This window comes from Blastopirellula retiformator (assembly GCF_007859755.1).
GTDB classification, from domain to species: Bacteria; Planctomycetota; Planctomycetia; order Pirellulales; family Pirellulaceae; genus Blastopirellula; species Blastopirellula retiformator.
This window is the reverse complement of record NZ_SJPF01000001.1, coordinates 1,614,379-1,635,461: the sequence shown is the minus strand read 5'-3', so window position 1 is coordinate 1,635,461 and position 21,083 is coordinate 1,614,379. Positions and strand designations below refer to the sequence as shown.

17 protein-coding genes are annotated in these 21,083 nt (G+C 59.1%); 11 read left to right on the top strand and 6 right to left on the bottom strand.

Features of this window, described 5'->3' with window-relative positions; all coding sequences use genetic code 11:
- Positions 1 to 1,341 precede the first annotated feature (1,341 nt).
- Positions 1,342 to 2,622 carry an IS4 family transposase gene (locus Enr8_RS06825; protein ID WP_186767477.1) on the bottom strand — a complete coding sequence of 427 codons (1,281 nt, stop codon included), beginning with the start codon at positions 2,620 to 2,622 and terminating at the stop codon, positions 1,342 to 1,344.
- 419 nt (positions 2,623 to 3,041) lie between these two features.
- Between Enr8_RS06825 and Enr8_RS06820 the strand changes: the two genes are divergently transcribed.
- On the top strand, positions 3,042 to 3,527 hold the full coding sequence (locus Enr8_RS06820) for a hypothetical protein (RefSeq protein WP_146429821.1): 486 nt from the start codon (positions 3,042 to 3,044) through the stop codon (positions 3,525 to 3,527).
- Between the two features lie 328 nt (positions 3,528 to 3,855).
- Here Enr8_RS06820 and Enr8_RS06815 read toward each other — a convergent pair whose 3' ends face one another.
- On the bottom strand, positions 3,856 to 4,863 hold the full coding sequence (locus Enr8_RS06815) for a Gfo/Idh/MocA family protein (RefSeq protein ID WP_146429820.1): 1,008 nt from the start codon (positions 4,861 to 4,863) through the stop codon (positions 3,856 to 3,858).
- A 125-nt stretch (positions 4,864 to 4,988) separates the two neighbouring features.
- A complete protein-coding gene (locus tag Enr8_RS06810; protein WP_146429819.1) occupies positions 4,989 to 5,252 on the bottom strand; it encodes a hypothetical protein in 264 nt (87 codons plus the stop codon).
- A gap of 232 nt (positions 5,253 to 5,484) precedes the next feature.
- Here Enr8_RS06810 and Enr8_RS06805 point away from each other — a divergent pair, with 232 nt between their 5' ends.
- The 3 genes from Enr8_RS06805 (at position 5,485) to Enr8_RS06795 (ending at position 7,088) form a co-directional block, all read left to right on the top strand.
- Positions 5,485 to 6,063, top strand: coding sequence for a hypothetical protein (locus Enr8_RS06805; protein WP_146429818.1), 579 nt, complete (start codon positions 5,485 to 5,487; stop codon positions 6,061 to 6,063).
- Positions 6,023 to 6,406, top strand: coding sequence for a 3-keto-disaccharide hydrolase (locus tag Enr8_RS06800; protein WP_222434802.1), 384 nt, complete (start codon positions 6,023 to 6,025; stop codon positions 6,404 to 6,406). Before Enr8_RS06805 ends, Enr8_RS06800 begins: the two co-directional genes overlap by 41 nt.
- Positions 6,407 to 6,479: 73 nt before the next feature.
- Positions 6,480 to 7,088, top strand: coding sequence for a MarC family protein (locus Enr8_RS06795; RefSeq protein ID WP_146429816.1), 609 nt, complete (start codon positions 6,480 to 6,482; stop codon positions 7,086 to 7,088).
- 322 nt (positions 7,089 to 7,410) lie between these two features.
- Here the strand turns inward: Enr8_RS06795 and Enr8_RS06790 are convergent, their stop codons facing one another.
- Complete coding sequence (locus Enr8_RS06790; RefSeq protein WP_186767476.1) at positions 7,411 to 9,015, bottom strand: 30S ribosomal protein S1; 1,605 nt, start codon at positions 9,013 to 9,015, stop codon at positions 7,411 to 7,413.
- A gap of 180 nt (positions 9,016 to 9,195) precedes the next feature.
- On the opposite strand from Enr8_RS06790, the gene Enr8_RS06785 reads away from it, so the two are divergent.
- The 7 genes from Enr8_RS06785 (at position 9,196) to Enr8_RS06755 (ending at position 16,476) form a co-directional block, all read left to right on the top strand.
- Entirely contained in the window at positions 9,196 to 9,759 is a 564-nt protein-coding gene (locus tag Enr8_RS06785; RefSeq protein WP_146429814.1) for a hypothetical protein, read from the top strand.
- A gap of 74 nt (positions 9,760 to 9,833) precedes the next feature.
- Positions 9,834 to 10,349 carry a MarR family winged helix-turn-helix transcriptional regulator gene (locus Enr8_RS06780; protein WP_146429813.1) on the top strand — a complete coding sequence of 172 codons (516 nt, stop codon included), beginning with the start codon at positions 9,834 to 9,836 and terminating at the stop codon, positions 10,347 to 10,349.
- Between the two features lie 11 nt (positions 10,350 to 10,360).
- Complete coding sequence (locus Enr8_RS06775) at positions 10,361 to 11,230, top strand: radical SAM protein (protein WP_146429812.1); 870 nt, start codon at positions 10,361 to 10,363, stop codon at positions 11,228 to 11,230.
- A complete protein-coding gene (locus Enr8_RS06770) occupies positions 11,211 to 11,480 on the top strand; it encodes a hypothetical protein (RefSeq protein ID WP_146429811.1) in 270 nt (89 codons plus the stop codon). Before Enr8_RS06775 ends, Enr8_RS06770 begins: the two co-directional genes overlap by 20 nt.
- Positions 11,481 to 11,591: 111 nt before the next feature.
- Positions 11,592 to 12,263, top strand: a complete 672-nt coding sequence (locus Enr8_RS06765) for a sulfite oxidase-like oxidoreductase (RefSeq protein WP_146429810.1) — start codon at positions 11,592 to 11,594, stop codon at positions 12,261 to 12,263.
- A 735-nt stretch (positions 12,264 to 12,998) separates the two neighbouring features.
- Positions 12,999 to 13,916: an ATP-binding response regulator gene (locus Enr8_RS06760; protein WP_146429809.1), complete on the top strand. Its 918-nt coding sequence runs from the start codon at positions 12,999 to 13,001 to the stop codon at positions 13,914 to 13,916.
- A 55-nt stretch (positions 13,917 to 13,971) separates the two neighbouring features.
- On the top strand, positions 13,972 to 16,476 hold the full coding sequence (locus Enr8_RS06755; protein ID WP_146429808.1) for a response regulator: 2,505 nt from the start codon (positions 13,972 to 13,974) through the stop codon (positions 16,474 to 16,476).
- A 159-nt stretch (positions 16,477 to 16,635) separates the two neighbouring features.
- Here the strand turns inward: Enr8_RS06755 and Enr8_RS06750 are convergent, their stop codons facing one another.
- Positions 16,636 to 17,556 (bottom strand): hypothetical protein, encoded by a 921-nt coding sequence (locus Enr8_RS06750; protein ID WP_146429807.1) that lies wholly within the window; start codon positions 17,554 to 17,556, stop codon positions 16,636 to 16,638.
- A gap of 6 nt (positions 17,557 to 17,562) precedes the next feature.
- Entirely contained in the window at positions 17,563 to 21,063 is a 3,501-nt protein-coding gene (locus tag Enr8_RS06745) for a hypothetical protein (protein ID WP_146429806.1), read from the bottom strand.
- Positions 21,064 to 21,083: the final 20 nt, after the last annotated feature.

The window sequence follows — 21,083 nt, the reverse complement described above, 5'->3', positions numbered from 1 at the left end:
GTCTGGACGCACCACGCCCTGCCCAACCCGCGCACTACCAACCTCGCGTGGCAACGCAAACACACCGCGCAGGTTCACGGCGCCTCCAGTCGCACCCGAAAAACTGGACCGCCACGTTTCGATTTTTCTTCAGCCCCAAAGGGTGCCGCTAACGTAGCCCAGGGCGAAGTCGCCGTCAGGCGGCGCAGTCCTGGATCACGATCCGCCCTAGAAACGAAAGCCCCACCGCGGCGATCTAAACCCAACCCGGAACACATGTTCTTACGATCCGAAACAACTGGACCAATTCGCGCAAGTTTTCTTGGGTAGGGTGCGTCTGGACGCACCGGGCCCTGCTCAATCGCGCACCACCAACCTCGCGTGGCAACGCAAACGCCGCGCACCGTTGCGTTATCACGCGTGGGAAAAATCGACCCAACGCACAGGTTCGCGGTGCGTCTCGACGCACCCGAAAAACTGGACCGCCGCGTTTCGTTTTTTTCCTGCGACGAAGTGGACTGGACCGCGACGAATTTTTTTTCGTGCCTACGTACACCCGAAAATCGGTGCCCAGCGCGCACCGGTAGCTTCATCGCAACCAAGTGCGAAACGTTGGGAAAAACTGGACCATTTCCAATTCAAGACCGTCGGCGCTAGTCATTCGCCCCAACGGCCGCTCGATCCGCGCGTACGTTCTCCGCAATTTTTACGGGACCGCTTGCGCGAATTTTGGATCGACTCTTGCCCCTTTCCAGAACCAGGGGAAACATCGACCAGACGGCAAGTTCACAGCGCGTCTCCACGCACCGGTGAGTCTCCTCAAGAGGAGAAACACACATGGACCAGGTCCACGGCATGCCTGAACATTTTTATACCAAAAATCGGGACAATTTGGCAAGCAAATTTGGAAGAAAATAGGAGTGCGTATGGAACGTTGGGATCGAGCAAGCAGGCGGCGAGAAACGTGACCAATGGCGACACATTCGAGCAGGCCCGATCGTATCCGGGAACCACGTCGAATCGCAGGCGCCGTCAGCGGTCACATCCTATGCCCCGTTCTCTCTTAGCAGTCCGTTGATTTTCTCAACGGGCTGCTGGATCGCACGGATGCGATCCCAAAATAACGACGTAAGTCGTTATTTTGCGAGCCGCGAAGAGCTATGCTCTTAGCCTGGCGAGGTTGGAAAATGCCACGAGGGCAATACTGTTCGGCACGCCCAGTCGGCATAAACAGATTTGATCCCGCCGCGAACTCTTCACGCATTTTCGCCCCGCTGCTGGACCGTGCAAGCTGCCGTTCCATTTTCCATCCGCGCAGCATCAACCGAGAGACCGCTGCGACGGCGGACTCCTTACTGCCTGCTACGATTTTTTCTTCGCTGTCGCGGCGGCTTGCTTTCGGATCTTGGCGATGTGGGCCAGCATCTCCTCTTCGTTGGCCAGGCCGGTGAAGTAGTAACCGATCATCTCGAACGTCCGTTTGCTTGGCTTGCCGCCGATCCACAGGTGGATCAACAGGCAGGCGATCATCGCGCAGTAAACCTGAATCTCGATTCCGTTTTTGCTGTGACTGATCAGGTGCGCGCCACCCATCAGTTGCTTGTAGAAGCGGAAGAAGATTTCGACCGTCCAGCGATATGAATAAAGAATCGCGATGATTTCGGCTGGGGCGAACGGCATGTTCGTCGCGATTCGCAGCACGCCGTCGCTGCTTGGCGCCTTGGAACCTTTCACCTTGCCGCCAGTTCGATTCTTGTGCGGCGTGCACTTCACGCAGACAAGTCGAACCAGATGATCGGGACGATCTTCCTTCTTGCTCGTCTTGCCAAGCAGCACGGTCTGATCGCTGAGGATTCCTGCGGCTCGATCGCCATCGGTCAGCGGATGTTCTTCGAGCACGTCATACTTCGAGTTGTCGCGCAGGCGACAGAGATAGCTGCTGCCGCGCTGATCGATCGCGTTGAACAGTTTGAACTTGGCGTAACCACGATCCATCGCATAAATCTTGTCCGCCTCCAGCGAACGCGCCAGCACCGCTCGTTCGTCATTTTCGCCGCCGCCGTTAGGCGTCACGGTGATCGATTGCGGCGTGAAACTGGCGACCTCGAAGTGCGTGTGCAGTCGCCAACGCACAACGGCCGAACCGGTCGTCTGCTTCAACAGCGTCGCGGCCATGATCGACGGCAACGCGTTCACCACGCTGCCGTCAACGGCGATGAGCCCCTGGGCGAACTTCGCCGCTTTGGCGTCGAGTTTTCCGGCTTGAACCTGCTCGGTCAGCAGTCCGATAATGGCTTTCAGTCGCTCCGGATCGAACAGCCGAGCACTCTCGGAAAGCGAGCCAAGCGACGCTTTCTCGTTGCCGAGTTTCTGCTGAACCTTGGTCAGTTCGCTTGCCTGCGAAAGCGCTCGCAGACTAGAAATGCCGGGGTTCAAAACGTAAAGCAGCACCAGCAGACAATACTGATCGAAGTGCAACGTGCGGTTGCCAGCGGCATCGCGAGCTGTCCCCTCGTCATGAAGTTCCGCCAACAACGGCCGCAACTTGGCAAAGTACTTCAGGCCTTGCACATGAATCGATTGTTGGTCGCCAGCGCTAGCAGACGCGGCCGCCGATTTGCGATTTTTAGAAGACTTCCGCACGATAAAATGTCACTGCATTCAAGGTTGAAACCAAGCTTCGCCCTGCCATTGTGGCACGGCGAACCGGAATTAATTTGAATGCGCAAATGGCGTGCCGAACGGTATTGCCACGATGGCATTTTTCAACAGGCAGTTAGGCCTGGAAGGCCGTCCTAACCTAGTGCAGGGCATCGCCCTGGGTCACAGGCGCCCTGGAATGGTTGACGTTGGATTTCGATGCGACATCTTCGTTTCCCAATCAAACGTCAACGTATGTTCTTGCGATTCAACCCAGGGCTTCGCCCTGGGTTAGGTTGGGTTGGGTTGGCCCTCCGGGCCAAGGATGAAGCGCCATCCGCTTTCTTCCCGCCGCATTCCCTCGGCTTGGGCCTCGGGCTACGATGGGGTTGGCTCGTCTGACCTTGGGGGAAATTGTCTTGATGAACGCACGCTCACTTTTCTCCGCGCTGGCTGGCTTTGCACTTTTTTGTGGCGCGGCCTGCAGTTCTTCGCCGGAGACGAAATGGAGTCCCCCTTCGCCGACCGTGGTGGTCGACGTGCCCGACTCGATGCAAAGCCGCGTCGAGCAAGGCGCCGACGTTTTGGAGGACGAGCAGGTTCGCATTCTGCTGTTGCCTTCGACGCCGGAAAGGCATCAGCAGCGTCTGGCGAAAATGACGGGCGACTTTGCGCGGCTGCGTGAGGCCGGGAATACGACGTTTCTGCCGCCGGTTGATTTTGCGGTTGGCGACGTGAGCGGCAAGAAGTTTGCCCGCGGCGATGACGGCAGTGGGAAGGTGCGGCAGGTGCAGTATCTGCTGGCCCGCGAGGGGGACTATTTCTTCGTCGAGATGATCACGTTGGGTGGGCCGTTTGCTGCGGCGGAGTATGAGCCGATGTTGGGGACGCTGCGGATGGCGGAGTAGTTTGTAATAAACTTGTAGGGTGGTTGAAGCAAGCGTAGCAGTCCGTTGATTTTCTCAACGGGCTGCTGGATCGCAGGGATGCGATCCCAAAATAGCGACGTAAGTCGTTATTTTGCGAGCCGCGAAGAGCTATGCTCTGAGCCTGGCGAGGTTGGAAAACGCCACGAGGGCAATTTTCAACAGGCAGGTAAGAAACGTTGTTTGGCTCGTTGATCGTGACTCGCTTGGGTAACCCACCTTTTGCTTGCAAGCACATTGTTGGGTTTCGCTGCGGGCTGGTGTTGCACGATTCGGCAGGGTATTGGTCCGCACAGCGGACCCTACGATCTTATTCGGCCGAATCTTTGGCGATCGTTTCCCACTTGCCGCTTTTGCCGCTGCGGAAGATCGCTTCGATCACCCGCATGTTGGCGACGGCGTCGGTCAGCGGCGTCGGGGTCGGCGATTCGTCGAGGATCGCTTTGGACATCAGATCGCCTTGGATCGTGTACTGATCGGCGATCGGCAGTCGCAGCTCTTGGATCTCTTCGTTCGTTTCGTGATACAGGATGCACGGTTCGTCCGGCGGGGCGTTGAACGGGATCTTCACTTCGATCCGGCCGGTCGTGCCGATGATGTGCACCCGTTGATACGGGGCCGACTTGGTGCTGCAGGTAAACGTGCTGGTGATGCCGCCGAAGTCGATGATCGCCGAGGTGACCGTGTCGGTCTTGAACTGCTCGTCGATCGTGACGCTGGCCATCACGCGGCGCGGCTCTCCTTCAAAGATGAACCGCGACAGCGAAATCGGATAGCAGCCGATGTCCATCAAGGCGCCGCCGCCATACTCAGGCTGGTTGCGGATGTCGTCGGCGTCGTCGTTGAAGTACGAAAACCAGGTCTGGATCGAAACGGGTCGGCCGATGCCGCCGTCGCGAACGATGTCTCGCGCCTTTTGCCACTGCGGATGATGGCGATACATGAACGCCTCCATCACGCGGAGCTGCGGATGCTTGCGGGCGACGTCGAGCAGCTTCTGCGCCTCGTCGGCGGTCAGGCCGACCGGCTTTTCGCACAAGACGTGCTTGCCGGCTTCGATCGCTTTGATCGTCCACGGCACATGCATGTGGTTGGGGAGCGGATTGTAAATCGCATCGATTTCCGGATCTTCCAACAGCGCTTCGTACGAACCGTACGCTTTGGCGATTCCCAACTCGCTAGCAGCCGCGCGGGCTTTGGCGAGATTCCGCGATGCGATCGCGCTTACTTCGCAGTAAGCCCCGTTCTGCATCCCGGGAATCACTTTTTTCGTACCAATTTTCGCCGTACTCAGAACGCCCCAGCGAACTTTGCTCATCTCTTCCTCGAATCGACACGTAACATTTTTTGATAGCAATACTTTTAGTTTAACGCGCGAACGTTGCCCTTCCAGTCCGAGCGAATGGGGGACTTTCGACAAATCGAAAACGAGGGCGAAAATTTCTACTGGTCTGGCTGAGTCTTATTCCAATAGATCCGCACATTGTGCGTTTGACGCCCCACGGCGATCACGTCGTTGCGCCCATCCCCATCCAAATCGCCGACCGCTAGATCTTCGATCGCGACGCCGCCAGGATCAACCACCGTTCGTTGCCAATCGCCATTTGCGGCGTCTACGGGATCGTAAATTCGCAGGCCGCGACGGGTGTTGTCGCCAGCGTCATCGCGGATGCCGATCACTAGTTCTTCGTCGTTGTCGTTGTCCATATTGGCGCACCAGACGGCATGCCCCCTTTGAGTTGGTCATCGGGCTCATGCCGCTTCCAGAGCGAACGGTACGGTAGGGTTTTGAACCAAATCTACGCGAGACCGGCACGTAACAAACCTCCCGCCGATGTGCAATCTCTTATGGCCCCGGGCTTCGATTCTGAGAGAATATACAAAATCCACGCCAAACACTCCCCATCCTCGACTCCTTTCCAGCCCCAAAAGTTGCGCCATGATTCGACGCTTTGCCTTTGCGGTGACCTTGGTCTGTTTCTCGATTTCGCTCTCCGGGGCGGCCGAACCGGTCGGCGTGTTGCCGAAAGACGAAACCGGGCGACAGCTGAACCTCGACTTTGAGACCGGCACGCTGGCCGACTGGAAGGCGGAAGGCGAAGCGTTTGTCGGCACGCCGATCGAAGGGGACGTCGTCAACCGTCGCCGCGGCGATATGCATAGCCGGCATCAAGGCAAGTTTTGGGTCGGCAGTTACGAGCGGGCGCTCGATCCGCCGGTCGGGACGCTCACCTCCGCCCCTTTCCAAGTGACGCATCCCTGGGCCGCCTTTTTGCACAACGGCGGGAAGCATGAAGAAACGCGGGGCGAACTGGTTCGCAAGAATGGCGAGGTCTTCTTCAAAACGTCTGGCGACAATCGCGAAGATCTCCGCCGCGTCGTCGTCGATCTGCGGAAGCTGCAAGGCGAGGAGATCTTCATTCGCCTGATCGACGGACACCGGGGCGGTTGGGGATCTGTCGGCCAGCGACTTTCGTTTGTCGCTCGAGATCCTGCTCGTCAAGAACGAAGGAAATAGCGGCGTGCAGTTTCGTAGCGAAGCGCTGCCTGGCGGTTCGGTTTCTGGCTATCAGGCCGACGTTGGCGCCGGCTGGTGGGGCAAACTGTACGAAGAGCATGGCCGCGGCTTGCTGTGGGACAAGTCAGGCGAACCGCACCTGAAGCCGGGCGAGTGGAACCAGTATGAGATCGTCGCCCAAGGAGACCACATTCAGACCTTTCTCAACGGAAAAGCGTGCGTCGACCTGAAGGATGAAAAGGGCGCCAAGCGAGGCGTCTTTGCCCTGCAACTCCACTCAGGCGGGCCGACCGAGGTCCGCTTCCGCAACCCGAAGTTGGAAATATTGGAATCATCGGAATAGTCGCTACGCCATCGGTAAGCTATCCTTGCAGGTCACCGGCCTGACTCCCAAGTTCCAGCGAAACCGAAGTGGAATGAATTTCGAGCTTCTGCTAAGTGAATTTCTGTTACTCGTCGCGACGATCGATCCGATCGGCACGCTCTCGATCTTTGTCGGCGTAACGGGCAAAGCCGCCAAGGAAGATCGCCCCCGCATTGCGCTCAAAGCGACGCTGATCGGCGGCGCCGTGCTGCTGGCGTTTCTAATCTTGGGACAGTTTGTCCTAGGCGCACTCGATGTGCGGCTCGAGTCATTTCAGCTCGGCGGCGGCATCATCCTGTTCCTGCTCGGGCTGCAGATGGTCTTCGGCGTCGGCCCGGCCGTCGAACCTCCCAAACCGGAAGCAGGCCACGACGTCGCCGTCTTTCCGCTGGCCCTGCCGTCGATCGCCAGTCCAGGCTCGATCTTGGCGGTCGTGATTTTGACCGACAACCATCGCTTTACTGTGTTCGAGCAAACGATCACCGCGGTCGTATTGGTCGTCGTGTTGGCACTCTGCTACGTCTTGATGCTGCTGGCCAACCCCATCCACCGCCTGATCGGCGACACCGGCGGCACGATCATCGTGAAAGTGATGGGTTTGCTACTCTGCGCCCTGGCGACCGAAAACTGCATCGACGCGATCCAAAAGCTGTGGAGCTAGGCGAATAGTAGCCCGCAGCGCCAGCAAGGGACCTGCGGTCGCAAGCAATAACGAAAAAATTGTAGCGACTGTCTTAAACGTCAAGCGGTTTTCACATTTTCACCCCATGCGGTTGCAGGGATCAAGGTGGGCCCGCGCAAGCGCCTCAAAACGATTGCGCGGAACAAACCGCAATTCGCTTGCTGCACTCACCCTACGAATCCGAACTCGACACGGGGCATTCACGCTAAACGCATTTACCTCGCTCGCGAGTCGGGCTACTATCAAAAAAAGGCGTCCCGGTGGGGACGCCTTTTTGCGTTGGACATGCGGAAGTGAAGCGTTACCACTTCAGGCCGAACTTCGAGCCTTCGCTCTGTTCGTTGACGATGCCGCCTTTCAGTTCGCCGGCGGTCGGTTTGACCTTCAGGGCGCGGTCGACGTCGATTTCTTCCACTTCCTTTTTCTTGCCGCCCCCTTTGCCGACCGGGGCCGGGGCGAGGGCTTTGATCGAGAGGCCGATGCGGCGTTTCTCTTGGTCGATGTTGACCACTTTCACTTCGACCGTTTCGCCCGGTTTGAGAACCGATTGAATGCGGCTGACGCGGGTATGGCTTACTTCGGAGACATGAACCAGGCCTTCGACGCCGGGCGCGATTTCGACAAACGCGCCGAAGTCCATGATCTTGGTCACTTTGCCCGAGGCGATCGCGCCGACCGCAAACTCGGCGGCGACTTTCTGCCACGGGTTTTCGAGCGTGTCGCGAATCGAAAGGCCGATCTTGCCGGTCTCGGGATCGATCTTGGTCACTTTGACGCGAACTGCCTGACCTTCACTCAACGCGTCGCTCGGATGCTGAACTCGTTCCCAGCTGATCTGGCTGACGTGCACCAGGCCGTCAACGCCGCCGATGTCGACAAAGGCGCCAAAGTCTTGAATGCGGGTGACGGTCCCTTCACGGATCTGGCCGATCTGCAAAGCGCCCATCGTTTCTTTGCGGCTATCTTCCTTCGCCTTCTCGGCGACGGCGCGAGCGCTGAGCACTAGGTTACGGCGTTCCGGATTGGCTTCCGTCACCAGGCACTGCAGCTTTTGACCAAGATAGTCGTCCATCTTGGTGACGTGATGCATGGCGATCTGGCTGGCCGGGATGAAACCGCGAACCTGACCGACGGCACATTCCAGGCCGCCCTTGTTGACGCCATCGACGACCGCATCGACCAAGACGCCTTCTTTGATATCGCCCCAATCGACGACCGAGACCGACGAGCCGGGCACGAGCGCTTCGTAGAGACCTTGCTCGCGATCGAATTTGACGATGACCACTTCCAGCTTGTCGCCGATCTCGGGAGGAGCGACAAACGTGCGGAGCGAAACGAAGCCTTGGTTTTGACCGGGGAGGTCGATAAAGACTTCTTCGCGGTGAATCCGCAGCACCGTGGCGGCGTGGCGACTGTCGGCTTCCAGCGATTTTCCGGAGATTCCCTGCATGGCGGTTTCGCCAGCGATCATCTCATCGAGCGAGAGCCCCCCGAGGGCCACTTCGACTTCGCGCTCGACGTCGTCCATCTTTTGCCGACGATTCGGAACCGCGACGCGACCATCGGATGAGACCGGAAGTTTCTCGATTTCTTGAGTTGTCTGCAAAGAATCGAGATCTTCGGGAATAGCCGTAGGTTGTTCCTGCGATTCAGTCTTAGGAGGTTTCGGCCGCTCCGGACGTTGCGGGGCCGCCGCAGCCGCCGGCATCGGGGCAGGCGCCGGTTTATCTTCGTCACGCTGCGATCCAATCCGCAACTTGCGTTTGGGCGCATCGGCCTCGCTGCTCGCCTGGGACGAGTTCTCAGGGGCTGCGGTTTCAGGAGCAGCCTGTTCAGGCGCGGAGGTGTGAGCTTCAGCCGGCGTCTCCGACTGGGCTTGCGGATCCTGGCTGGGATCAACAGACATATCAACTATTTCCGTAACGAGATGAGGAAACGGCGTTCCTATGTGGTCTTTGCGTAAGGACCGAAAGGACTTTAGTTTATCACCGCCGCCCACCGCTGGGTAGGGTTTCCGGAACGGCGAAAAAAACAGTAGTATAGATAAAACGCCAAAATTTTTCACCGAACAGCTACGCATCAAATAATGCTGACTTCGTACCCCGACGCGATTGCGAACCTGATTCAAGCGGCGCCCCCTTGTCCCCTGGGACCAGGCACGCCGGTTCGTGAGGTTCGTGACCAACTTTCTCGCCTAAGCCACGACGATCTGTCGGGGGGCCGGTCAATCCGCAGTCGCGAGATGGCAGACGCATGCCTCTCGGGAATTTGGCTGCTTTACAACTATTTGGATGAATCTCACGAGATTAGCCAAAACCTTTCGTCGATTACCGGCAGTTATTGGCATGGCATTATGCACCGCCGTGAACCTGACTACGGGAACGCGAAGTATTGGTTTCGCCGTGTAGGTCATCACCCGATCATGCATGATCTTGCTGCACGTGCGGCGGAGATCGCTTCTGGCGGAGAATTGGATGCGGCAACTCGGTTTCTCGCCTCGGGCAGCGATTGGGACCCGATGGCGATGGTCGACGGCTGCGAAGCTGTCGCTCGAGGCCGTAGCGACAATCAAGAGATCTTAGTTCAAACCGCTGCCGAGGAATGGCGGCTGTTATTTGACTATTGCCTGCAGGAGGCGCTGGGCTCGTAATTCTGATTGTTCTCATCCTACTTTCTATTCGCTAGAATACACCGACTGGGGAATTCGCTAGGAGTCTGTCTGTCATGATCCGTTTTGACTTTGAAAAGAGCGTCGGGTACTGGATTTTCTCGACCGGCCATATGCTTTCGCGCGCCATGAACGAGGAGCTCTCGACGCACGGCATCACCTACCGCCAATGGGAGGTCCTCGCCTGGCTCTCGTATCATGGCGAGATCACCCAAAGCGAGCTCGCCGAGCAAATGCGGATCGAAGCCCCGACATTGGTCGGCGTGATTGACCGCATGGAGCGGGATGGCTGGATCACCCGCGAGACCGACCCCTGCGATCGCCGCAAGAAGATCATCCGGGCGACCGACAAGGTTCGTCCCGTCTGGGAACAGATGGTCAACTGCGCTCTCTCGGTCCGTGCCCGGGCGATTGTCGGCATTCCGGAAGAAGATCTGGAAGTGATGCGCCGCACATTGTCGGCAATGCGTGATAACATGGGAGAGAACGTGTTGGGGCCTGTCCCAACCAATACCCTGGTCGCGCCGACTGGCCCCACGAAGGTCAGCAATGCGACGTCGCCTGTCGACTAACATTAGCTTGCATGACGACCCATCGACTGCACACGCTGCATCAGCGCAGTTTTGACGAAAACAAATTCGTCTATCCGGTACTCTCACGACGCAGTCGCGGGCTATCGGTCGGCGTCAATCTGAACCCTGACAAAATCTGCAACTTTGATTGCATTTACTGTCAGGTCAATCGTCGTGAGGAAAGCGAAACGCGGTTCGTCGAGACCGACCGCTACTTTCGCGAAGTCGACGAAATGCTGAGTCTTGCCGCCAGCGGCGACATCTGGCGCACCCCCAAGTTCGCTGAGACGCCGGCCCATCTGCGCCGCGTCAACGACATCGCCTTCAGCGGCGACGGCGAACCGACCACCTATCGCAACTTTGACGAACTGGTCGGCCGCACCGCCGAAATCAAGCGTCAGCACGGCATGGACGACGTCAAAATGGTGCTGATCACCAATGCGTCGATGTTCCATCGCGACGTCGTAAAGAAGGGACTGGAAGTCCTGGACGCCAACAACGGCGAAATCTGGGCGAAGCTCGACGCCGGGACCGAAGCGTACTATCAGTTGATCGAGCGGACTAAGATCCCGTACCAGCGGATTCTCGACAATCTGACCGCGGCGGCCCAAGTTCGCCCGCTGGTGATTCAGACGTTGTTCATGAAGGTCAACGGCGTCGGCCCCAGCGACGAAGAGCTGGCCGCCTATTGTGGCCGTCTGCGTGACGTCACCGCAGCCGGCGGCACGCTGAAGCTGATTCAAATCTACACCGTCGCCCGGCGGCCGGCTGAAGATTTCGTCGGCCCGATCAGCGACGCGGAAGTCGACCGGATCGTGAAGATGGTGCAGGACGAAACGGGACTTGCGGCCGAGGCCTATTATGGAACAACCGACTACTGATTCTCCGCCTGCGAGCGACAAGCCGCCGCGTTTGCAACGTGCGCCTGGCTCGAAAAAGCTGATGTGGATCATCCTGGCCGCACTGTCGGCGTGGGGAATCTTTCTGGCGGTCGGAGTCTTTCTCAATTTCAGCGGCGAAGCGTCGGAGCGGTTTGACGTGCGGCGACCGCTGCTGGTGCTGGGCTGTACGCTTAGCTTTGTGGGCGTTTGGCTGCTGCTGTTGTGGGCGAAGCGGCGGACGGTGGAGTAAGTGGTAGTTTAAGGCTCCCATCTTCCAGGCCGGAACATTGGTCGATTTCCCCAACGGCGATACAATTCAAACGTTGCGCGGTAGCTTCGTTTTTCTTTCCCTGATAGCAGCATGTTTGAATCTGAACACGACCACGCAAAGTACCAGTCTGGCGAACCGCTGAAGCCGGAAGACATTACCGAAGAAGGGATCATCATCAGCCCCGACACCCATCGGGCTGAGCGGATTCCTCCGGGTCAGGCCCGCACGCGGAAGTGGCCGATCTTGCATGCGTCGCATGTGCCGACGATCGAGACCGAGGATTGGCGGCTGAAGATCTTCGGCCTGGTCGAAAAGGAAGTGAATCTCAACTGGGATCGATTTCAGGCGCTGCCGCGGTGCAAAGTCTTCGCCGATTTCCATTGCGTGACCCGCTGGTCGCGTCTGAGCAACGTTTGGGAAGGAGTCTCGACCCGTACGCTGCTAGACCTGGCCGGCATTCAGCCGGAAGCGAAATACGTCGTTTGTCACGCCTATGACAACGGTTGGACGACCAATCTGCCGCTGGTGGACTTTCTGGCCGAAGACGCACTGCTGGCCGATACGCACGACGAGATGCCGATCAACGACGCGCACGGCGGACCGGTGCGGGGGATGGTTCCGCGACTGTACGCCTGGAAGAGCGCCAAGTGGATCCGCGGTATTGAGGTGGTCGCCGCCGATAAGCCGGGCTTCTGGGAGCGTGGGGGCTATCACAACCATGGCGATCCGTGGACCGAAGAGCGGTTCGGATATTCGCGGTAGTAGCGGCTGGTCAGTGGATGCAGATCTGGGCCAGAACGCTGCCAGCGGCAAAACAGATCGCCAGGATGACCAGTACGTAAGCTTGATGCATTGGAACTCTCTTCGCTGCCGACGCGAAAACTGCGCCTGGGATGAGGAGGGCGACCCATCGGCCGCCGCCAATACAACTGTAGGTCATAAAAAAACCGCCGGCTGCAAGCAGCACGGCGGCTCTCATGTATAAGAAAACCTTCGGTCAAGTTGCGACGAGTGGAGTCGCTGCGAGACGGGCGAGACTCTGGCGTGCACTTGCACTAGCCGTTGCTGAATCCGGCCCTCGCAAAAAATTGGTCCCTCTGCCGGAAAATGCACCGAAGGCTTCTTTTCTAATTCTAGTCTACTTCACCGTCGCCGCTAGGTTTTGGTGAGAAGACAAGTTCCCAGATCGGCAAAATTCAGCGGTCTGCTGGAGACCAATTTGGCGAATATTGCGATCGGGCTACGCATTGTTGCGAGTCCGGCGTCAAAGTCAACCCGACTCGAATCATCGGGCCCATTTTCGCCCTGCCCCGCCCCCCAAAAAGCGCGAAGATTTCCCGCCCGATCTACGCCGTTCTTTAACATCCGCTTTCTATAAAGAGGGATCGGCAGAAGCACTTGCGCCGCCGGCAAGCGTGCTTGCGGCATCCATTTCCGCCGCCGAATTGGAAAAAATTTTTCGCCAACTTGGCGCCAATTTCTGAGGAGACTTTCCCGATGCCGACCGTCTTGATCGTCGACGACACCCCGGTCGATTTGGTCCTACTAGAAGGAATCCTGAAGAAGGACCCGCAAAATAAAATTGCCAAAGCGACCCACGGCATGGCGGCCCTCGAATTGCTACAGCAAGTTTCTGAAGAAGTCGACGTCGTGGTGACCGATCTGAACATGCCCGAGATGAACGGGCTAGAACTGGTCAACCGCATGCAATCGATCTACCCTCACATCCCAGTCGTGCTGACCACCGCGCATGGCAGCGAAGCGCTGGCGGTCGAAGCGCTGCAACAAGGCGCCGCATGTTATGTGCCGAAAACCCACCTGGCCGAACGGCTCGTCTCAACCGTGCAGCAGGTGCGGGCGATGTGCGCCGCCGAGCGCAATTACGAACGTTTGACCCAGGCGATGACCAAGGCCGATTTCGAGTTTCGTCTGAACAGCGATCCGCTGCTGTGCGAGCGTCTGGTCGAAATGCTGCAGCAGATCGCCGGCAGCATGGGGCTGTGCGAGGCGAGCAATCAGGTTCGCCTTGGCATGGCGCTCGAAGGCGCCCTGTTCAGCGCCTACTATCGCGGCAACCTCGAGCTTGATCTCGATCAGCTCGAAGCGCTGCAGCTTGACCAACCCGAAGCGATCGCCCTGGTCGAAGAACGTCGCGCCAACGAGCCGTACGCATCGCGTGTGCTGCACGTTCAAGCTTCGCTCTGCCGCGAAGAAGGCTCGTTCGTAATTCGTCACGAAGGACCAAGCATCGACGTTGGGTCGATTCCGGAACCGAACGATCCCCAGGCGCTCGACAAGCTGGGCAATCGCGGCCTGGTGCTGATGCAAGCCTTTATGGACGAAGCGACGTTCGACGACGAAGGAACGACGATCAACATGGTCAAACGACACGCCGCGTCGGTCGCCGGCGTTTAGCGAACCACAGCGTTTAGCGAACCACGGCGATTGCCGAATCACCAGGGGCCGATCGATGACGCAGCACGACGACAAGACGATCTACGCCGAGCTGAACAAGCTGCGTAGCGACGCGACGCTAGATCAGTTGCCGGCCCACCACGCTTCGGTCGATGCATCGACCTTCGGTAAAGAGGTCGAAGAGATCTTCGACAAGCGGCATGATCTGCCGGGCGTGTTGATCATGATTGATGATCAACTGCTGGGGCTGATCTCGCGCGAGAAGTTCTTGGAGTACATGAGCCGGCTCTTCTCGCGTGATCTCTACTCGCAGCGGCCGGTCCGCGTTCTCTACGAGTCGATGAACATCGCCCACTTGGAAGTCGCCGCTGACGCCAGCATTCACGAGGCGGCCCGCGCCGCCCTTAGCCGACCGCGTGACGCCGCATACGAACCGTTGGCGGTGCGCCGCAGCGACGGCACGTTTCGCGTCCTGTCGGTGCACATGTTGATCCAGGCGCAGTCGCACCTGTTGGCGATCGCCAAAGACGTCATCCAATCGCAAAAAGAATCGGCCGACGCCGCCAATCGCGCCAAGGGGCAATTTCTGGCCAACATGAGCCACGAGATCCGCACCCCCATGAACGGCATCATCGGCATGACCGAGCTGCTGCTCGAAACCGACCTAAACGGGCAACAGCGCGAGTACCTGCAGATGATCAAGACCTCGGCCGACTGCCTGGTCTCGGTGATCAACGACATCCTCGACTTCTCAAAGATCGAAGCGGGCAAGATGGAGATCGAATCGATCCCGTTTCAGCTCCGGGAAAATCTGGGCGACCTGATGAAGACGCTCGCCTTTCGCGCCCATGGTAAGGGATTGGAACTGGTCGCCCATGTCCGTCCCGACGTTCCTTGGCGGATGATCGGCGATCCGGGACGTTTGCGACAGATCCTGGTCAACCTGGTCGGCAACGCGATCAAGTTTACCGAACATGGCGAGATCGTCGTGCGGGTCGAAGTCGACCAGTTGACCGAGACCGACGCCCTGCTCCACTTTTCCGTTTCGGATACCGGCATCGGCATTCCAGAAGCGTCGCTGCGAAAGATCTTCGCCGCGTTCGAGCAAGCCGACGGCACCACCACCCGCAAGTTCGGCGGGACGGGATTGGGGCTGTCGATCTGTTCGCGATTGACCGAACTGATGCATGGCCGGATCTGGGTCGAAAGTCAGATCGACGCCGGCTCGCAGTTCCATTTCACCGCCCAACTGGGACTCGACGCCAACAGCTACGACCAGCGACATGTACCGCCGGACGATTGTCGTCAACTCAACGTGTTGGTTGTCGATGACAACGACACCTGCGGCGAAATCATCGCCGAGATGCTCGCCAACTGGGGCATGTACCCAACGGTGGTCAGCGGCGCCGTCGAGGCGCTTTCGCTGTACGCCGAAGACCAGACGCCGCCAGACTTTCAGGTCGTAATCGTCGATCAGCAAATGCCGGTAATGGAAGGCACCGAACTGCTGGAGCGGATCCAAAACGACGTCCCGGCAGGGGGCGCCGCCAAGACGATCTTGCTGACGACTGGTTCGTTCGATCAAGAGCCGTACGATCCGCGGCGAACGCGCGTCGATTCGATCCTCTCCAAACCGATCAAGCAATCCGATCTCTTTGACGCGCTGATGGACGTGATGGGGCACAACGCCGCCGGCGATCTCGCCCCCAACGGCGCCAGCCTCGAGCCGAAGCTCGGCTCGTGGGGACGTCGCATCTTGTTGGCCGAAGACAACCTGGTCAACCAGAAGCTAGCGGTCCTCTTGCTCGAAAAGCGCGGGCACATGGTGACCGTCGTCAGCGATGGTCGCCAGGCGGTCTCGGCGTTTCGCGAAGGTGGCTATGAACTGATCCTGATGGACGTGCAGATGCCGGTCCTTGATGGCATGGCGGCGACCGGCGAGATCCGCAACCTGGAAAAAGAGAGCGGCGGGCACATCCCGATCATCGCCATGACCGCCCACGCGATGAAAGGTGATCGCGAACGCTGCCTGGACGCCGGCATGGATGGCTACGTCACCAAGCCGATCAACGCCCAAGCGCTGTACGACGCGATCGATGAAGCGCTGGCGACCAGCATCCCCACCGCGCCGCCGTCTGCCGTCGAAGCGACGCCGCAAGTTGCGGAAGCGCCGGCCCCGGCCATCGATGGCGTCCCCAAGGTCGATTGGGAAGCGGCGCTGGCCAACGTCGGCGGCGACGAGTCGCTACTTCAGGCGATGGTCGACGTCTTTCTGACCGATGTTCGCCGCATTTTGGGTGAGATCGAAGAAGCGATCGAAGCCCACGATGGCCCGCGTCTCCGCCGCAACGCCCATTCGCTGAAGGGATCGTTCGGTTACTTCGCCGCCGCCGAAGGTCAACAAGCGGCGCTCCGTCTAGAGACGCTCGGCACGGAAGAAAACTTTGGCGAAGGACCGACCGCCCTGCGAACGTTGAATTCGGTCTTCGCCGAGATTGAGCCGGAGCTCAAGTTCCTGCTTGAGCATGGCAAGACGCCGACCGCTGGGCGAAACGCTTAGCAGTCCGTTGATTTTCTCAACGGGTTGCTGGATCGCAGGGATGCGATCCCAAAATAGCGACGTAAGTCGTTATTTTGCGAGCCGCGAAGAGCGATGCTTTGAGCCTGGCGAGGTTGGAAAATGCCACGAGGGCATTTTTCAACAGGCAGTTAGAGTTGCCTAAGGCGTTTCCCACTTCCCCTGGCGAAAGACCGAGTTGCGCGGATCGAACTCGGTAATCGTCTCCAGCGTCAGCGCCGTAAGCGGCTTGTGGTTTTCGGTCGCGGTCAGTTCGGACCACTCCGGCACGCTTTCGGTATCGCTGGAGTCATGCGTCTCGGGCAACAGCGCCAGTTCGGCCAGCACCATCTTCCGCATCATCGGCAGCGGAATCCGCCCCCCTTCGCAGCCAGGGCAGGTCTTATTGAGAACCGCAAGAGCCTCTTCGTAGGTAATCTCGGCGACGATGCTGTCGAATGACTTCGCGATATCGGGCTTCTTTAAAATCGCTCGCGCCGATCGATAGTCGCCGCCGCGCAGCTTCCGCAGGCCGGTGATGATGAGATCGGTCCACTCATCCAGTCGCTCGGGACTGGCCAACTGAACGGCGTGCCGCTTCTGAATCAGCTGCGCGTCATGCTCTGGGTCGAGCAAATAGGCCATCGCCTGAAAACGGTTCCCCTCTTCAGCCGACCGCGCGATCGCGGTCATCCCCAATAACGAACTCTTTCCGAGTCGCGCCGAATCGAGCCGGGCCGCGATCAGGAACAGCCGCAGCGCCGTCTCTCGGGCTTCTGGATCGACCTTCTTTTGCGCCAGCTCTTCGGCATAGTTGCGATAGCCGTTGGGGTCATCGGGACGCAGTTCAGCGAGCCGCGTCGGCGAGACGGTCTCCAGCACATCCTCCACGTCCGAAAGGGGAATCTCGCGCGTCACGCTTTGCCCACCGCTTTGCGGAATGCGAAGCCGCAGCATCCCGCCAGAGCGACCCTCGACGTAACCGGCCACCGGGTCGGCATCGCCCCGCAACAGCACGACCGCCGCACCCGCGCGCGATACGCCAAGCGAGCAAACCAGCAAGATGAAGAGCGTCATTCGCATGGTGGGTTACGCCTCCATCCGGATCAGCTGCATGCGGACCAGCGCCGCCTCGCCGTTGCGAAGCTGCTGGAAGATGTTGTGCGATCCGCGATCGATCTCGCGGAGCTTGGCGATCAGTTGTTCAGTCGCCAGGCGTGAATTGGGTTGAGCGCGAACCGCGTCGATCGCCGCCAGCTCGAGCCAAATACGCTGCAGGGCGACCGTTTTCGCCAGATCATTGCGGGCAACCAGCGGCACGACCCGCGTCTGCAGCACGGCTTCTTCTAGCTGGGCCTGGAGTTCGGGCGATAGCTTGGCTGCGCCGAGTTGTTCTGTCTGCAGTTGGATGATCGCCGTCAACGCTTCGGACGGCGTCCGCAGCGCCATCCGCTGCTCGTACGACAGACCGGCGATTTCGGCTTGAATCAAATAGTAGTCAAGCAGGCCAGCCGCGGCTTGCTCTAAGACGTCACCCGAGACATCTTCGCCGGCGGCGTTTTCCTCGGCGTCCAACATCGGCAGCGCGTCGGACAGCAAGATCCGCCGCAGGTCTTCTTTCCAGGTCAGCTTGTCGTTCAGGATCACCTGGCGGCCGATGATCTCGCTCACCATCCGCTGCAACTCGGACAGCGGCATCACCGTCCCTTCCAGATGATCGGAAAGGGCGAGTCGCAACATCGAACTATAGCGGAACTCGTTGACGCGCCGCACGATCGCATCATGCTCGTCGGCCAACTTCTTATCCAACAGGTAATCGACCAGCCGCTCGGCGTGAAAGTAGTCGAGATCATCGCTACCGCGGACAAGCGTCGCCAGGTTTTCGTACGCCATGATCCGGCGACGGGCGTCATTGGCGCGACTAAGTTGCCGAATACCTTCCTGAATCCGCTTCATCCGGTCTTTGGTCGGCGCCCGTCGTGAGATCGCGCCAGAAGCCTTGATTTTCTCCGGCACGTCGCTGGAAAGGGACTGGAAGAGCCGGCGGCCCGATTCCTTTTGCGCCGCCGCGGCGCCCAGTGCCGAAATCCGCGCGAAATCGACCGATTCGTTCAACCATTCGTCGGGCGAACCAAACTCACGGTCGGTGATCCCGATTTTCTGCGCTTGGCCAACGAAGAAGCGAGCCATTTCACCGACGTCCCCTTGCCCCGCAAGCCCGGCCAGCGCATTTCTCATCACAATCGCGGCGTCGGTCGGCTGCATCTGATCGGTCTTCACGTTGATCGCGCGAGCAAGCATGCGTTGCAACTGATTGGTGATGTGGGGGCTCGCTTCGCCTGACTCCAGTAATTCAATCAACCGCAACATCACCGAAAGGTTCCGTTGGCTGATCTGCTGATCCAAGACCGAGCGATACCGATTCAAATCCTGTCGAATTCGGGGCAAGATCGCCAACAGAGCGTCGCCATCCAGGTTGCTAGCCAGCAACTTGTTGACGTTCGCTCGCACGACAGGCTGCAGTTGGAGATGGACTTGCTTCGCTTTATCGGCGTCGGTCTCGGCCAGCTCTAGTAGCGACCGGTATTGGTTCCGAGCCAATTCATCCGCAAAGACGGCGGCCAGATCGGACGAGGGGACGGTCACCACGCCCAGACGATCTTCCAACTGCTGAATGATCCCTTCACGACGAACGACCGCCAGCTCGTTTTGAGCGGCGGCATCGACCAACAGCGACAACGCGGCGAACGACTGAGCGAAGCGGCCCGAAGGAACAATCTTGGCCTGCTTGGCCGGAATCCGTTTGATCAATCCCTGGGTCAGGGCCTGGTAAGCGGCGTCGTCCGGCTCCTCAATGGCCAACCGGCGAACGATCGAGCGGATTTGCTCGGCATGTTTCGGGTCGGTTTCCTGAGTCAGGTCATTTACCATCTTTGTGGTGAACTCAACGTACCCTTTGCTGCGCTGCTCGGGGTCGTTCTTAGCGATCGCGGCGGTCGCCGGCTGCAGATCGGTACGCCGCGTCCGCAAGAAAACAAATTCGGTCATCAGCGGCTCGCTCCACCAGTCGAGCCGGTGAAAGCCCTCGGCCTCTTCGCTGGCGAGCCCCGGATTGTTGGCCAACTCGCCGGCCGTTTCGCCGGAACCTTGACCGAAATCGGCCCACTCCGGCTTGCCCCAGTAAATGGCCGCCAGTCCGCCGAACAGGGTCAGCACCGACATCATTACCGACGCAAAGATCCGCCGTCGCCGCCGCGTCGCTTTCTGCTCAATCTTGGCGATATGCTCTTCGATGATGCGGCCCGCTTCGGCTCGCGAGACGCCCCACTGCCGCGCCTCGGCCAGCAGACGTTTGCGATTCTCGATCGAAATAAAGCCTTCGTCGGCCAACAGGTCGTCGACAATCGACAGCAAGTGGGCGATCGCCTGATCGAGCGTCACCACGCGCAGACCCGAGGCGGCGATCACCTCGCGAGCGGTCGCCGCGGCGGTCTCTTCGGGCAAGCCGTGCAGGTCGATGCCGATCTGGATCAGTTGCTTGGTTAGCAGGTCGCCGACGATTTGACTTTCGGTCTTCTTCAATTTGAGGGCGGCGAAGCGACGGAACGCTTCGATTCGCTCTTCCAGCGGATCGAACAGTCGCGACTCGTCCTGTCGCTGCAAGGCGGCCAGCGCTTTTTCTTTTTCTTCCGTGGTCAGTCCAAACTCAGCCGCCGCATCGGCGATCATCGCTCGGCAGACCGAGCTGACGCCTCCCTGGCTGGCGATGATGGTACCGGCCCGTTGCTGGAACGCGGCGATCGTCTGTTCGCTCCGCTCATCGACAACCGGTGACGCCGGCTCTTCGACTTTTAGCTGCGAGAGCATCACGTAATCGCGATCTGCTGCAGCGGCGTACAACATGTCGCGAGCCAAGACCGGCGACAGCCCCAGCTTCTCGACTCCTTCGGCGATCAGCTTGGTTTCGCGACGCTCGTTAATCCTACCGGAAGAAATCGCCGTCAGCGCCAGATCGAGATAGTCGGAGTACATCTCCTGTGGCGCCTTGCGGGCGATCTTCGGCGGCCCCTGCTCTTTCGGCTCCTCTGTCGTTTCTTCCTGGTCGGGATAAACGGGCTCGGCGACGACTAGCGGGCCATAGATCTCTTCCAGCCAACGTTCCAGTTGATCGTCGTCGACGCCCAATTTGGCGGCCAGCTTCCGTAAGTTGGCCGGCGTGTCGGCGCTCGTGTTAGCCAGCAACAGCTTCGCCTGCTGCAAGAACGATTCCTTCAGCGGATCCGAGGCGCTCATCGCCCAGCGCGAACCAGATTCGTCGGCCGGCGATTGCGACGGGTCTCCGCTAGGCATCGTCGTCGGCAGCGTACTGACCCGCGGATTGGGCGTGATTGCATGCGGCTCACGCAATCGCTGCAGCGCCGACTGGTATTCTTGATTGGTCAGCCCGAGATGATCGGCGATGATCGCCAGTTGCCCCAGTCGCGATGGATCGGAGGCGCCGTAGATCGCCATAAACGACGTAGCCCGACCGAGAAACTCGTTGACGCGAGCCGCGGCGGGATCTGACGTTGGTGGTTGATCAGACGACATACAAGAGCAACGAGCGGTGA

Excerpts from the sequence above, each read along its gene's own strand:
- Enr8_RS06805 (WP_146429818.1), top strand. The coding sequence starts at position 5,485 with ATGATTCGACGCTTTGCCTTTGCGGTGACCTTGGTCTGTTTCTCGATT.
- Enr8_RS06775 (WP_146429812.1), top strand. The coding sequence starts at position 10,361 with ATGACGACCCATCGACTGCACACGCTGCATCAGCGCAGTTTTGACGAA.
- Enr8_RS06770 (WP_146429811.1), top strand. The coding sequence starts at position 11,211 with ATGGAACAACCGACTACTGATTCTCCGCCTGCGAGCGACAAGCCGCCG.
- Enr8_RS06745 (WP_146429806.1), bottom strand. The coding sequence starts at position 21,063 with ATGTCGTCTGATCAACCACCAACGTCAGATCCCGCCGCGGCTCGCGTC.
- Enr8_RS06785 (WP_146429814.1), top strand. The coding sequence starts at position 9,196 with ATGCTGACTTCGTACCCCGACGCGATTGCGAACCTGATTCAAGCGGCG.
- Enr8_RS06780 (WP_146429813.1), top strand. The coding sequence starts at position 9,834 with ATGATCCGTTTTGACTTTGAAAAGAGCGTCGGGTACTGGATTTTCTCG.
- Enr8_RS06790 (WP_186767476.1), bottom strand. The coding sequence starts at position 9,015 with ATGTCTGTTGATCCCAGCCAGGATCCGCAAGCCCAGTCGGAGACGCCG.
- Enr8_RS06810 (WP_146429819.1), bottom strand. The coding sequence starts at position 5,252 with ATGGACAACGACAACGACGAAGAACTAGTGATCGGCATCCGCGATGAC.
- Enr8_RS06765 (WP_146429810.1), top strand. The coding sequence starts at position 11,592 with ATGTTTGAATCTGAACACGACCACGCAAAGTACCAGTCTGGCGAACCG.
- Enr8_RS06760 (WP_146429809.1), top strand. The coding sequence starts at position 12,999 with ATGCCGACCGTCTTGATCGTCGACGACACCCCGGTCGATTTGGTCCTA.
- Enr8_RS06815 (WP_146429820.1), bottom strand. The coding sequence starts at position 4,863 with ATGAGCAAAGTTCGCTGGGGCGTTCTGAGTACGGCGAAAATTGGTACG.
- Enr8_RS06795 (WP_146429816.1), top strand. The coding sequence starts at position 6,480 with ATGAATTTCGAGCTTCTGCTAAGTGAATTTCTGTTACTCGTCGCGACG.
- Enr8_RS06820 (WP_146429821.1), top strand. The coding sequence starts at position 3,042 with ATGAACGCACGCTCACTTTTCTCCGCGCTGGCTGGCTTTGCACTTTTT.
- Enr8_RS06755 (WP_146429808.1), top strand. The coding sequence starts at position 13,972 with ATGACGCAGCACGACGACAAGACGATCTACGCCGAGCTGAACAAGCTG.
- Enr8_RS06750 (WP_146429807.1), bottom strand. The coding sequence starts at position 17,556 with ATGCGAATGACGCTCTTCATCTTGCTGGTTTGCTCGCTTGGCGTATCG.